This is a genomic window from Burkholderia sp. Ac-20344 (assembly GCF_017104975.1).
Taxonomy (GTDB): domain Bacteria; phylum Pseudomonadota; class Gammaproteobacteria; order Burkholderiales; family Burkholderiaceae; genus Burkholderia.
On the sequence record NZ_JAAGPP010000042.1, the window covers coordinates 1 to 13,546 of the forward strand.

Consider the following 13,546-nt stretch of genomic DNA (forward strand, 5'->3'; position numbering starts at 1 on the left):
CGGCACCGCTCATTAACGGAGAAAGGCATGCAATTCGACAAGCGCGCCTGGCTCGACAAGATCAAGCAGATGTTCGCGGGCTTCGACCGCCCGCTCGCCCTCATCGTGTTCCTGCTGCTGTGCGTCGGCATCGTCACGCTGTACAGCGCATCGATCGACATGCCGGGCCGCGTCGAGGACCAGCTGCGCAACATCCTGCTGACGTTCGTGCTGATGTGGGTGATCGCCAACATCCCGCCAACGACGCTGATGCGCTTCGCGGTCCCGCTCTACACGTTCGGGGTCACGCTATTGGTCGCGGTCGCGCTGTTCGGGATGACCAAGAAGGGCGCGAAGCGCTGGCTGAACGTCGGCGTCGTGATCCAGCCGTCGGAAATCCTCAAGATCGCGACACCGCTGATGCTCGCGTGGTACTACCAGCGCCGTGAAGGCGGGCTGCGCTGGTACGACTTCATCGCCGCGTTCGGGATCCTGCTGGTGCCGGTCGGGCTGATCGCGAAGCAGCCCGACCTCGGCACCGGCCTGCTCGTGTTCGCAGCCGGCTTCTTCGTGATCTACCTCGCCGGCCTGTCGTTCAAGCTGATCGTGCCGGTGCTCGTCGCGGGCGTGATCGCGGTCGGCTCGATCGCCGTGTTCGAAGAGCGCATCTGTCAGCCCGAAGTACAGTGGCCGCTGATGCACGATTACCAGAAGCACCGCGTGTGTACGCTGCTCGACCCGACCTCCGACCCGCTCGGCAAGGGCTTCCACACGATCCAGGCCGTGATCGCGATCGGCTCGGGCGGCGTGCTCGGCAAGGGTTACCTGAAAGGCACGCAGGCGCACCTCGAATTCATTCCGGAGAAGCACACCGACTTCATCTTCGCGGTGTTCTCCGAGGAATGGGGGCTCGTCGGCGGGCTCGTGCTGTTGACGCTGTACATGGCGCTGATCGCACGCGGGCTCTATATCGCCGCGCAGGGCGCGACGCTGTTCGGCCGCCTGCTCGCGGGCTCGCTCACGCTCGCGTTCTTCGTCTATGCGTTCGTCAACATCGGGATGGTGAGCGGCGTGCTGCCGGTCGTCGGCGTGCCGCTGCCGTTCATGAGTTATGGCGGCACCGCGCTCACGACGCTCGGCATCGCGATCGGGATGATCATGAGCGTCGGGCGGCAGCGGCGGCTGATGAAGAGCTGACCGCGCGACATGCATCGCACAAAGAAAACGGCGCCTCGGCGCCGTTTTTTTCGACTGCTCATGCCGAACGCGGTCCCGCTCACTGCGCCGGCGCGTGCGGCCCGCCCGGTTCGGCACCGGCGCCCGATGCCGGCCCCTGCGCCTTCAGCCGCGCGCTCAGTTCCTTGAATTTCAGCCCGGCCGTCTCGTCGCCCTGCGCGGCCGCCGCCGCGTAATACGCCCGCGCGATGTTCAGGTTCTGTGCGACGCCGTCGCCGCCGCGCTCGTAGAACGACGCGGTCACGTACTGCGCGGTCGGCTCGCCCGCGTCGGCGGCCTGCTTGTACCACGTGAACGCCTGCCGGTTGTCGCGCGGCGTGCCGCGCCCGTCGAGGAACTGGTTCGCAAGCGACAGCTCGGCCTGTACATGCCCCTGCCTGGCCGCCCGCAGGAACCAGCGATGCGCTTCGGCCGGATTGCGCGCGACGAACTCGCCGTCGTCGAGCATCCGGCCGTACACGTACTGCGCGTGCGACATGTTCGCGTCGGCCGCGCGCTTCAGCCAGCGCAGCCCTTCGTCGACGTTCGCCGTCACGCCTTCGCCCGTCAGCAGCATCATCGCGTAGTTGAATTGCGCGAGACGATCGCCGCGCTCGGCCGCGTCATGGAACTGCACCAGCGCCGCGCGATAGTCGCCGGCGTTGTAGTCGGCGACCGCCGATTGCGTCTCGCGCGACGGATCGGGTTTCGCTTGCGGCGCGCCCTGCGCGGCGGCCGCGATACACACGACCCACAGGCCGAGCATCGCGCCGATCCGCCCGCGCACCCCGATCCCGCCCTGCGCGCGCCCGCGGCACGCGCCGTCGCCACCGTTCATGATCTCACCTCCTGCAGCGCCTGCCGCGTCGCACGCAACAGCCAGCTGACGTCGGCCGACAGCGTGATCATCCGGTAGCCGGCCTCGCGATACTGGCGCGCGGCCGCCGTATCGCCCGCGAAGATCCCGACCGCGACGCCGGCCTGCCTGCCGGCCGCGAGCACGCGCGCCATCGCGGTTTCGACGTCCGGGTGGCGGACGTCGCCGAGATGCCCGAGGCTCGCCGCGAGATCGGCCGGGCCGACGAACAGGCAGTCGACGCCGGGCAGCGCCGCGATCCGCTCGACTTCGTCGACGCCGCGCGCCGATTCGATCTGCACGATCACCGCGACCTGCGCGTTCGCCGTCTGCACGTAATCGCGGCGCATCCCGAACGCTGCCGCGCGCACCATGCCCGCGACGCCGCGCAGCCCGTCGGGCGATTCGGGCGACGGATAGCGCGTCAGCCGCACCGCGTGCGCGGCGTCGTCGAGCGTCTCGATGCACGGGAACATCAGCGTGCGTGCGCCCGCATCGAGCGCACGCTTCACGAGCCACGGCTCGCGCGCCGGCACGCGCACGACGGGTTCGCTCGGCAGATGGGCGGCGGCAATCGCGCGCAGCTGCGATGCAACATCGCGACTGTCGTTCGGCGCGTGCTCCATGTCGATGCAGAGCCAGTCGTAGCCGGCATGCGCGAGCGCTTCCGCAGCCGAGTCGCTGCCGAGCGACAGCCACAGGCCGTACAGCGGATCGTCGCCGTCGCGCAGGCGTTGTTTGAGGGAATTGGTGAGCGTGCTCATCGATACGGCCTCCTGGACGGAACGGCAATCGAACGGGACAAGCAACGGGCAAAGCGGGGCGCGACACGCCGGGCAGCGAAGCACGGCGGCGCCAGGACCGGGCCCTGGAACGTTGGTCGGCCGTGGGCGGCCGATCTGGCAGCGCCGGCCGCGCAATGGCGCACGGCTGCGTTTTTCGGCGCCACGCAACGATCATAGCGCGGCGTTACGCGGAATGTGGGAACGGACGGGGAGCGCGGCGGAACGAAGCCGCGAGGTGCGGCGTCAGGCAGCCCGCGCCGGCTGGCGGGGCTGCCGGGAAGGCGGGATCAGCGGCCGGGCTGGCGCTCGACGTCGGCCCAGCAGTTCGGCGTTTCGTACAGGCGCACGCGCTCGAGCCGCAGGTTCACGCCGTAGTGTGCGTCGTACACGTTCGCGAGGATGTCGAACGCAATCGCCGCGAGGTTCTCGACGGTCGGGATCCGGTCGATCACGACGGTCTTGTGGTCGGCCATCTGCTCGAGGAACGAGCGCACGACGTCGTCGCGCGCGTAGACCAGGAATGCGTGGTCCCACTTGCCGACCAGGTGCTCCATCGCGAGCGCCTTCACGTCGGCGAAATCCATCACCATGCCGCGGTCGGGCGCCCCCTCGGTATCGACGAGATCGCCGCGCAGCGTGACTTCGAGCACGTAGCGATGGCCATGCAGGTTCCGGCACTGGCTGCGGTGATCGGGAATGCGGTGGCCCGCGTCGAATTCGAGTTTTCGGGTAATCAGCACGATGTCAAAAGCCGTGGCTCAGGGAATGTTCAGATATTTGTGGGTCTGCATCGACAGCCGCCACTGCGGATGACGCTTGCACCAGTCGATCGCGAGCTTCGTATTGAGGTCGCGCGACGGGCCGTCCATCGGCTGGACGAGGAAGTACTCGAAGTCGAGCTTCGCGTAGTCGGCCAGCCGCTGGTTGTCCTGCGGGATCACGACCTTCAGCTCGTTGCCCTTCGTGACGACGAGCGGCGCATCGGCCTTCGGGCTCACGCAGATCCAGTCGATCGATTCGAGCACCGGCAGCGAGCCGTTGGTCTCGATCGCGATCTCGAAGCCGGCCGCGTGCAATGCGTCGACGAGCGGCTGGTCGAGCTGCAGCATCGGCTCGCCGCCCGTACAGACGACGAAGCGGTGCGCCTCGCCCTCCGGCCACAGGCCGGCAATCGTCGCGACGAGCGCTTCGGCATCCTTGAACTTGCCGCCGTTCTCGCCGTCGGTGCCGACGAAGTCCGTATCGCAGAAGCGGCACACGGCCTCCGCACGATCCTCTTCGCGGCCCGACCACAGGTTGCAGCCGGCGAACCGGCAGAACACGGCCGGCCGGCCCGCATTCGCGCCCTCGCCCTGCAACGTGTAGAAAATTTCCTTGACCGCGTAAGTCATCGTCCTTCGTCCGGCTCGTGCCGCTCGTTGTCGATCAGAATCCGTTATCCATCCAGCGCTGCCGGCGCACCCGCGTCACAGCGGCGCTTCGGTCACCCGCTCGCCCTTCAGGTAAGCCTCGTAGCCGCGCTTGCGCAGCTTGCAGGCCGGGCATTCGCCGCAGCCGAAGCCCCAGTCGTGCAGTTCAGCGCGCTCGCCCACGTAGCACGTGTGCGTCTCGACGCGGATCAGTTCGACAAGCGCTTCGCCGCCGAGCTGTTCGGCGAGTTGCCAGGTCTGCGCCTTGTCGAGCCACATCAGCGGCGTCTCGAGCACGAAACGCGTGTCCATTCCGAGGTTCAGCGCGACCTGCAGCGCCTTCATCGTGTCGTCGCGGCAATCGGGATAGCCCGAGAAATCCGTCTCGCACATCCCGCCGACCAGCACGCGCAGCCCGCGGCGATAGGCGATCGCCGCGGCGATCGTCATGAACATCAGGTTGCGGCCCGGCACGAACGTGTTCGGCAGGCCGTTCGCCGCCGTCTCGATCTCGATCGTGCGCGTCATCGCGGTATCGCTGATCGCACCGAGCACCGACAGGTCGACCATGTGATCGTCGCCGAGCCGCTCCGACCATGCGGGAAACTCGCGCTTCAGCGCTTCGCGCACGCCTTCGCGGCATTCGAGCTCGACGCGATGGCGCTGGCCGTAATCGAAGCCGAGCGTCTCGACCGTCTGGTAGCGTTCGAGGGCCCACGCCACGCATGTGGCCGAGTCCTGCCCGCCGGAAAACAACACGAGCGCGCCGTCTTTAGCGTCTGTCCGAATCACCGTGAAACTCCGTGAATGTGTAGGCTCGCGTCGCGCTGCGCCCCGGGGCCGGCTGCCGCCGGGCGGCCCGACGCGTGCCGGCCTGGGCCGGCTCGACCAGTATAGGCAGCGCAATCGGCCGCGAACGCGGCGGAGCGCTTATACCGCCCATCGCGCGGCATCGTTGCCGCGCGCCACGGCGGCGCCACGCTGGCAGCCTGCCGTGCGCATGAAGCGATGCGCTAAGTCATTGAGCGGACACGGATTTTATCATGCCCTCACGAATGCTGCCGGGCACGCGCCCATGACGCAAACCTCACCACAAACGAAAAACCCCAAGAACCTTCCGATTCTTGGGGTTTTAATTCTGGTGGCCTGGGACGGAATCGAACCATCGACACGCGGATTTTCAATCCGCTGCTCTACCAACTGAGCTACCGGGCCAACGAAGAAGAGAAAGTATATCCACCCTTCGTTACTTGATCAAGTGTTTTCGCGAAATATTTTATACGGCGCCTTCGGACGGCTTCTTGCCGAGCTCGACACCGAGCTGCTTGAGCTTGCGATACAGGTGCGTCCGTTCGAGGCCCGTCTTCTCCGCGACGCGCGTCATGCTGCCGTTTTCGCGCGCGAGGTGATATTCGAAGTACGCGCGCTCGAACGCATCGCGCGCTTCGCGCAACGGGATGTCGAATGGGATCGCGGCCGTCTGCCCCGAGAGGCCGAGTGCCGAAGCCATGTCGTCGCCGAGCGTCGGCAGCGCGGCCGCGGACGCAACCGCCGCGGGCCCCGCCGCCGGCCCTGCACCGGCCTTCGCCGCCGCGTTCGCGGACACCGGCGCTGCGCCGCGTGCGAGACCGTGCTCGACGGACTTCAGCAGCTTCTGCAGCGCGATGGGCTTCTCGAGGAAATCGAGCGCGCCGATCTTCGTCGCCTCGACGGCCGTATCGATCGTCGCGTGCCCGGACATCATGATCACGGGCATCGTCAGCAGCCCCTGCGCCGCCCACTCCTTGAGCAACGTCACGCCGTCGGTATCGGGCATCCAGATATCGAGCAGCACGAGATCGGGCGCCTGATTCAACCGGTATTCCCGCGCGGCCTGCGCGTTCTCCGCCGCCTCGACGACATGTCCTTCATCGCTGAGGATCTCCGAGAGCAATTCCCGGATGCCCATTTCATCATCTACCACCAGGATGGTTGCCATTTACGCTGCCTTTGTCTGCTCACTTGCTTTTGTCTTGGCGGGGGCCGTCCCGTCCTGCACGCCCGATTCGGCGCCTGGCGCATCGCTCGCCATCTGCAGGAACAGGATCGACACCTGCGCACCCTCGACGGTCTCGCCGTGCATGCGATTGCGCAGATCGATCCGCGCACCGTGCTCATCGACGATTTTCTTGACCGTGGCCAACCCCAGCCCCGTGCCCTTCGCCTTCGTCGTCACATAAGGCTCGAACGCACGGGTCAGGATGCGCGCCGGAAAACCGGGCCCGTTGTCGGACACGGTAAGACGTACCGCGACGCGCGTTTTGCCCTCGGCGTCGGGATCGCCATATTCTACTGTCTTGGTTTCGATCAACACACGCGGATGCGCCGACTCCGCGACCGAATCCTGCGCATTCTGCAGCAGGTTGTGAATCACCTGGCGCAATTGCGTCGCGTCGCCGCGTATCACCGGCAGCGACGGCGCGAGCTCGGCGACGATCGGGCTCTTGCCTTCGCCCACACCGTACAGCCCGAGCACCTCGCTCGCCAGTTCGTTCAACTGCAGGTTCGCGAGCACCGCCGGCGGCGTGCGCGCGTATTCGCGGAAATCGTCGACCATCCGCTTCATCGCGGCCACCTGGTTGACGATCATCGTCGCGCCGCGCTTGAGCACATCGGCGTCGGACGCCGCGAGCTTGTCGGACAGCTTCATCTGAAGCCGCTCCGCCGACAGCTGAATCGGCGTCAGCGGATTCTTGATCTCGTGCGCGAGCCGGCGCGCGACCTCGCCCCACGCGACCGATCGCTGCGCGGAAATCACGTCGGAGATATCGTCGAACACGACGACGTAACCGGACGTCTGCGGATCGTCGGCCTGCCCCTCGACCGTCGACACGAGGCGCGTGCCGCGCACGAGCAAAGTCAACGGATCGGTTTCGCCCGGCACCTCGATCGCGAACTGCTGCTGCCAGTGGCCGCGATCGCCGCTGCCGCCGTCGGATGCCGCCTCGCGATCGGCGAACGCCTTGCGCACCATCGCACCGAACCCGGCCGCCACGCCGATCCGGTCGAGCGTCGTGCCGATCAGCGCGTTGAACGGCTGCCGGAAGATCCGCTCGGCGCCGCGATTGGCCGTCGTCAGCCGGAACTGGCGGTCGAGCACGAACACGCCGGCCGTCAGGTTCGCGAGGATGCTCTCGAGATACGTCTTCGAATGCTCGAGCGCGACGCGGTTCTTCTCGACCGCGAGCCGCGCCTCGGACAACTGGCGCGTCATCGCATTGAACGACTGCGTGAGGAAGCCGAGCTCGTCGCGCGTCTTGATCTCGCGCTTCGGCGTGTAGTCGCCTTCCGTGACTTCCTTCGTGCCCTGCGCGAGCAGGAACAGCGGCCGCGCGAGCTGCTGGCCGAGCGCAAGCGCGAGCATCATCGCAATGAAGGTCGCGAGGAACAGCGCGAGCGTCAGCGTGCCGATATACATCTTGCGCAGCCCCGTGCGGCCGAGCGACTTTTCCTGGTACTCGCGATACGCACGCTGCACGGCGTCCGCGTTGTGGGCAAGGGTGGGCGGCACCGGCTGCGTGAGCTGCAGGAAGCGCTCCGCCGGCTGCAGCAGCGACGTCGTTGCATCGGGGATCGGCCGCACGACGCGCAAGCGCAGCGCACCCTTCGCGCCGTGCGCGCGCGGGTCGCCGTCGACTTCGCCCTCGATCGCCGCGTACGCGCCGTGTTCGCGCGCCTGGTTCAGCATCAGCGGGGTCGGCAGGTCGTCCGGAATCAGCGCCGCGAAATTGCCCGACGCCTGCGCGACGATGTGCAGGTCGGGCGCCGCACCCGAGCCGCCACGGCTCGGCTCGACGATCGTCGCGTCCTGCACGCCGAACTGGTCGCGCAGCCGCAGCAGCGTGAGTGTCGTGCCGTTGGTGTTCGCATCGACGCTCGCGAGCTGGTCGGACATCAGCCGCGCCTTCGTCTGCAGATCGGACAGCGAAGCATCGAGCATCCCGCGGCCGAGGTTCAGGCCGGCCGTCAGCGCCGTCTCGACGTTCACGTCGAACCACGACTCGATGCTGCGCGACACGAACTGGTACGACACGATGTAGATGATCCCGCCCGGCACCACGCCGACGAGCGCGAAGAACACCGCGAGCTTCGCGAGCAGCCGCGTGCCGAACTTGCCCTTCCTCAGGCGCACGACGATCATCCCGATGAGCCCGAGCACCACCAGCAGGAACACGAGCGCGACGACGATGTTCGTCGCGTACAGCCACGAGTAGTAGCGATCGAAGAATTCGGTGTTCGCGCTCGCCGCCGCGAGCAGCACGAGCAGCAGCAGCGCAGTGAGCGCGACGGTCGAGACGATCACGCGAATGAGGAGGCTCTTCCCGCTGGCCGCGCGGCGCACTTTATTTAGCACGTTCGCTCACCGTGAAGTTGAAGCGCTTCCAGTCCGACCCGAGCGTCCAGTCGCGGTTGTTCACGGCATCGACCTGGAACGGCTTCGGCATCAGCGCCGTGTCGAGCTGCATCCGCACCGATGCCATGTAGGTTTCACCCGAACGCACCTGGTTGCGGTCGATCACGTGCCACGACGTGATGTGCCTGACGACCGCGAGCGCGTCCTTCAGCGACGGGAAACCGAGCTGCAGGCCGCCCGTCGACACGCGATACTCGCGCGTGAGCGGCTGAAACGACAGGCGGATCGTCTGCGTCACCGCCACCGGCTGCTCGTCGAACCAGTACCAGCGCGCACGGCTCAACTCGAAGTCGGTCGTGAAATAAAGCGGAATGCCTTTGTTGACGGCGTCCTCGAGGCTCGGATTCAGTTCGAAATCGAAGCGGGCATCGAGGGCCCAGCCACTTCCGTCGGCCTGGAGCGACGCGCGCTGTACGGCGATCGACTCGGCATGCGCCGGCCGGACGACAGCCAGGCACAGCATCAACGCGACCATCAGGACGGCCGCGAGCCGAAGTGGAAAAAGGTGTTTGATCGTCACCGTTTCTGAAACCGCGCGTAGAAAAATCCGTCGTGATCGGTGTTCTGGTCGAGCGCGCCGGCGGCCGCCCCTCCCTGCACGCCGCCCGGCAGCAGCTGGCCGGGGGCGTCCAATCGTACCGCATCTTCACAGGCCGCTTCAAACCAGCGGGCCTGCAATTCGCCTTCTTCGGGGAAGACCGAACAGGTCACGTAAAGCAGCTCGCCGCCCGGCTTCACGAGCGGCCACAACGCCGACAGGATGCGGCGCTGTTCCGCGACGAGCGCCGGAATGTCGGCCTCGCGGCGCAGCCAGCGAATGTCAGGGTGCCGACGCACGATGCCGGACGCCGAACACGGCACGTCGGCGAGGATGCGGTCGAACGGGCGCCCGTCGTACCACGCGTCGGGTGCGCCCGCATCGCCGACGCGCACGTCCGCTTCGAGCGACAGCCGCACGAGGTTCTCGCCGATCCGTGCCGCGCGCGCGGCGTCGCTTTCGAGCGCGACGACCTCCGCATCGGCGAGTTCGAGAATATGGCCGGTCTTGCCGCCGGGCGCCGCGCACGCATCGAGCACGCGCATGCCGTCGCGCGCGCCAAGCCATTCGGCTGCGAGCTGCGCGCCGGCGTCCTGCACCGACACGACGCCGTCGGCAAACCCCGGAATACGGTCGACCGGCAGTGCCGACGCGAGCCGCACAGCATGCCGGCCGATCGCGGTCGCTTCGATGCCGCTCGCCCGCAGCGTATCGAGATACGCGTCGACGCTCGCGCGGCGCGCATTCACGCGCAGCGTCAGCGGCCCCTGGCGCTCGCCGGCCGCGAGGATCGCCTGCCAGGCGTCGGGCCATGCGCGCTTCATCGAATCGACCCACCACGCGCGGTAGTTCCAGCGCGCGACGACGTCGTCCTGCAGCGCCGCGCCGAGCGCGTCGCGCTCGCGCAGGAAACGGCGCAGCACCGCGTTGACCATCCCCTTCGCGAACGCGCATTCGCGGCGGGCGCCGATCACGGTCACGGCCTGGTCGACCACCGTGAACGCCGGATACGCGGCGGCGTCCGCCGGGTCGAGCAGCAGCGCGAGCGCACCGGCAAGTACCGCGTGCACGTGCGCGGGCGGCGCCTTGCTGACGAGCCGGCCGATCAGCCAGTCCGCACTGCCGAGGCGGCGCATCGTCCGGTACGCGACGTCCTGCGTCGCCCCGCGCGCGAGTGCCTGCGTACCGGACGCCATCTGCGCGAATACCGCCGAGAGTGCCGCCGGCAGCGCGGTGCCGCGTCGCACTGCATCGACCGCCTGCCCGGCCGCGTCGAGTGCGAAGCCGAGCGAATCGGGCGCGAGATGCAGCGCGGACAGGTGCGCCGGGCGGCCGGAAGAAGTCGGAGCGGTAGAACGGGTTCGTGTCATCGGAGCAAATTCGGCAAACAAGCGCGGCAAACAGGCAAGGCAAACCAATACGGCAAACGGCGGGATCGCGGCGCCTGCGTGGCCCTGCGGTCCCAAACCGGGCATTGTAGCGTGCGACGCTGCAGCCCCTTTGGCCCCTTTACGGCACGCACAAATGAAACACCCCGCAGCGCGAAGCGTGCGGGGTGGCATGGCAGCCCCGCGCGGCAACTGCCGCGCGGCGTGCCGTGGCTTAGTCGAAGCGGCCGGTACGCGCCATCTCCATCAGGCGCGCGATGCGCTCCTCGGTGGCCGGGTGCGTCGAGAACAGGTTCTGCAGGCCACCGCCGTGCAGCGGGTTCATGATCATCATCTGCGCGGTGGCCGGATGCTGCTCGGCCGCCTGGAACGGGATACCCGCCGCATAGCGATGAATCTTGTCGAGCGCAGTCGCGAGCGACTGCGGATCGCCGGAAATCTGCGCGCCGCCGCGATCGGCCTCGAACTCGCGTGCCCGCGAAATCGCCATCTGGATCAGCGCGCCGGCGATCGGCGCGAGCAGCGCGACCGCGATACCCGCGATCGGGTTGGCCGGCCGGCCGTTCTCGTCGCGCCCGCCGAAGAACATCGCGAAGTTCGCGAGCGCCGAGATCGCGCCCGCCATCGTCGCGGTGATCGTCGAGATCAGGATGTCGCGGTGCTTCACGTGTGCGAGCTCGTGCGCCATCACGCCGCGCATCTCGCGCTCCGACAGCACGCGCAGGATGCCCGTCGTCGCGGCGACCGCCGCATGCTCGGGGTTGCGGCCCGTCGCGAACGCGTTCGGCGCATCCTCGTTGATCAGGTAGACGCGCGGCATCGGCAGGTTCGCGCGCGTGGCCAGCTCGCGCACCATCCGGTAGAACTGCGGCGCCGTGTTCTCGTCGACTTCCTGCGCGTTGTACATGCGCAGCACCATCTTGTCGGAGAACCAGTAAGAGAAGAAATTCATGCCGAGCGCGAACAGCAGCGCGATCGTCATGCCCCGCGAGCCGCCGATCATCCCGCCGATCACGATGAACAGGGCCGTGATCGCGGCCATCAGCATCGCCGTTTTGACCCAATTGAACATACCCACTCCTTATCCGTCAGGGGACCCGCCGCGCATCACAGGACGCGGCGGAAAATTGTAAGCGATTTGTTAGATAAGGTCTTGCCGGAAAAATTCAATCTCAGCGCTGCGATGTTGCAAGACGAAGGCCGAGGCCGACGAAAGCGCTGCCGACCGTGCGGTCCAGCCACTTCTTGACGCCCGGCTTGCCGGAAAAGCGCGCCGTGACACTGCCCGCGACCCAGGCGACGAGGCTGGTCCACACCGTGCTCATCGCGACGAACACGCCGCCGAGGGTCAGGAACGCCCATGCCTTGTGCGGGCTGTCGGCCGATACGAACTGCGGGAAGAACGACACGAAGAACAGCACGACCTTCGGGTTCAGCACGTTGGTCCAGAAACCTTGCATGAACAGCTGGCGCAGCGGCTTCGCGCCTTGCGTGGCCGCCGTGCCCGACGGCTCGGCCGCCTGCTTCGCGATGATCATCCGCACACCGAGGTAGATCAGGTAGGCCGCGCCGACCAGCTTGATCACCGTGAATGCGGCCGCCGACGCCGCGAGCAGCGCGGTCAGGCCGAATGCGCATGCGAGCGCGTGAACGCAGCAGCCGGCCGAAATGCCGAGCGCCGACATCAGCCCCGCGCCGCGGCCCTGCGCGACGCTACGGCCCACGATATAGGCCGTATCGGGGCCGGGCGTGACGTTCAGCAGGAAGACTGCCAGCACGAAGAAGCCGAAATGGGTGATGCCGAACATGAAAACCTCGAAACCGGAGAGCGCAAGGAAATTCTACGCGCGCCTGCCGCGCCGCGCGACTCGGCCATCCGGCCGATTGCGCACGCCCGGCAGGCCGTGTCGAATGACGGTCAGGCCGCGTCAGGCAACGTCAGTCAGCGCAAAACGCTGGCCCGCGGCAAGCGGCGAGCCGGCCAGGAATTCGCGGGCGGGTAGCCGCTTGCCGCCCGGCTTCTGCAACTGCGTGACGCGCAGCGCACCGCTGCCGCATGCAACGACCACGCCTTCCGGCGCGGCTTCGACGATCGTGCCGGGCGCCGCGTCGCCGCGCGCCGCCACGGGCTCGGCCGCCCACAGCTTGATCGCCGCGCCGTCGAGCGTCGCGACGCCGCCGGGGAACGGATCGAACGCACGCACCTGGCGCGCGAGCACGTCGGCGGGCTTGCGCCAGTCGAGCACCGCTTCGTGCTTGCCGATCTTTTCCGCATAGGTCACGCCGTCGGCCGGTTGCGGCGTCGCCGGCAGCACGCCATCGCGCTCGAGCTGCACGAGCGCATCGACGATCAGTCGCGCGCCTTCGGCCGCGAGCCGGTCGTGCAGCGTCGTGGTCGTCTCGTCAGGCGCGATCGCGACGCGCGCCGCCTCGATCATCGCGCCGGTATCGAGGCCGATGTCCATCTGCATCAGCGTGACGCCCGTCTCGGCATCGCCGGCCTCGATCGCGCGGTGGATCGGCGCGGCGCCGCGCCAGCGCGGCAACAGCGATGCATGGATGTTGATGCAGCCGTCACGCGGAATGTCGAGCACTTCCTGCGGCAGCAGCAAACCGTATGCGGCGACCACCATCACGTCATGCGGGGTCGAGCGCAGCAGCTCGATCGCGTCGGCCGCCTCGGCCGGGTACTTGCCCGCGCGGCGCAGCGACGGCGGCTGCGCGACGGGCATCCCGTGCTCGACCGCGTAGCGCTTCACCGCGCTCGCCTGCAGCTTCATCCCGCGCCCGGCAGGGCGATCGGGCTGGGTGAGTACGAGCGGCACCGGAAAACCGGCCTCGTGGATCGCGGCGAGGGCCGCCGCGGCAAATTCCGGCGTGCCGGCAAAAACTACGCGCAACGTATGGGTCATGACAGCGTTCG

At 67.7% G+C, this 13,546-nt stretch carries 13 protein-coding genes and 1 tRNA gene; 1 reads left to right on the plus strand and 13 read right to left on the minus strand.

All coding sequences use genetic code 11. The features are described from left to right. Window positions 1–27 precede the first annotated feature (27 nt). Window positions 28–1,176 carry a rod shape-determining protein RodA gene (gene rodA, locus G3N64_RS15645; RefSeq protein ID WP_205784749.1) on the plus strand — a complete coding sequence of 383 codons (1,149 nt, stop codon included), beginning with the start codon at window positions 28–30 and terminating at the stop codon, window positions 1,174–1,176. 79 nt (window positions 1,177–1,255) lie between these two features. Here the strand turns inward: rodA and G3N64_RS15650 are convergent, their stop codons facing one another. From G3N64_RS15650 to fmt, 13 genes are all read right to left on the minus strand, one after another. Continuing rightward, entirely contained in the window at window positions 1,256–2,032 is a 777-nt protein-coding gene (locus G3N64_RS15650; RefSeq protein WP_205784750.1) for a tetratricopeptide repeat protein, read from the minus strand. Next, window positions 2,029–2,814: an aldolase/citrate lyase family protein gene (locus G3N64_RS15655; protein ID WP_205784751.1), complete on the minus strand. Its 786-nt coding sequence runs from the start codon at window positions 2,812–2,814 to the stop codon at window positions 2,029–2,031. The genes G3N64_RS15650 and G3N64_RS15655 overlap by 4 nt, the downstream gene beginning before the upstream one ends. A gap of 308 nt (window positions 2,815–3,122) precedes the next feature. Then, entirely contained in the window at window positions 3,123–3,575 is a 453-nt protein-coding gene (gene queD, locus G3N64_RS15660) for a 6-carboxytetrahydropterin synthase QueD (protein ID WP_011353563.1), read from the minus strand. Between the two features lie 18 nt (window positions 3,576–3,593). Further along, complete coding sequence (queE, locus tag G3N64_RS15665) at window positions 3,594–4,226, minus strand: 7-carboxy-7-deazaguanine synthase (RefSeq protein ID WP_021163976.1); 633 nt, start codon at window positions 4,224–4,226, stop codon at window positions 3,594–3,596. 75 nt (window positions 4,227–4,301) lie between these two features. Next, window positions 4,302–5,036 carry a 7-cyano-7-deazaguanine synthase QueC gene (gene queC / locus G3N64_RS15670; protein ID WP_205784752.1) on the minus strand — a complete coding sequence of 245 codons (735 nt, stop codon included), beginning with the start codon at window positions 5,034–5,036 and terminating at the stop codon, window positions 4,302–4,304. 347 nt (window positions 5,037–5,383) lie between these two features. Continuing rightward, a tRNA-Phe gene (locus tag G3N64_RS15675) sits at window positions 5,384–5,459 on the minus strand. A 61-nt stretch (window positions 5,460–5,520) separates the two neighbouring features. Further along, window positions 5,521–6,222, minus strand: coding sequence for a response regulator transcription factor EsaR (esaR, locus tag G3N64_RS15680; protein ID WP_205784753.1), 702 nt, complete (start codon window positions 6,220–6,222; stop codon window positions 5,521–5,523). Continuing rightward, window positions 6,223–8,637 carry a sensor histidine kinase EsaS gene (gene esaS / locus G3N64_RS15685; RefSeq protein ID WP_205784754.1) on the minus strand — a complete coding sequence of 805 codons (2,415 nt, stop codon included), beginning with the start codon at window positions 8,635–8,637 and terminating at the stop codon, window positions 6,223–6,225. Continuing rightward, window positions 8,627–9,217, minus strand: coding sequence for a DUF4390 domain-containing protein (locus G3N64_RS15690; RefSeq protein ID WP_205784755.1), 591 nt, complete (start codon window positions 9,215–9,217; stop codon window positions 8,627–8,629). The genes esaS and G3N64_RS15690 overlap by 11 nt, the downstream gene beginning before the upstream one ends. After that, a complete protein-coding gene (rsmB, locus tag G3N64_RS15695; protein WP_205784756.1) occupies window positions 9,214–10,605 on the minus strand; it encodes a 16S rRNA (cytosine(967)-C(5))-methyltransferase RsmB in 1,392 nt (463 codons plus the stop codon). The genes G3N64_RS15690 and rsmB overlap by 4 nt, the downstream gene beginning before the upstream one ends. A 232-nt stretch (window positions 10,606–10,837) precedes the next feature. Next, window positions 10,838–11,695 (minus strand): zinc metalloprotease HtpX, encoded by an 858-nt coding sequence (htpX, locus tag G3N64_RS15700; protein WP_205784757.1) that lies wholly within the window; start codon window positions 11,693–11,695, stop codon window positions 10,838–10,840. A 100-nt stretch (window positions 11,696–11,795) separates the two neighbouring features. Further along, window positions 11,796–12,431 carry a LysE family translocator gene (locus G3N64_RS15705; protein WP_205784758.1) on the minus strand — a complete coding sequence of 212 codons (636 nt, stop codon included), beginning with the start codon at window positions 12,429–12,431 and terminating at the stop codon, window positions 11,796–11,798. 120 nt (window positions 12,432–12,551) lie between these two features. Then, entirely contained in the window at window positions 12,552–13,535 is a 984-nt protein-coding gene (gene fmt, locus G3N64_RS15710; protein WP_205784759.1) for a methionyl-tRNA formyltransferase, read from the minus strand. Window positions 13,536–13,546: the final 11 nt, after the last annotated feature.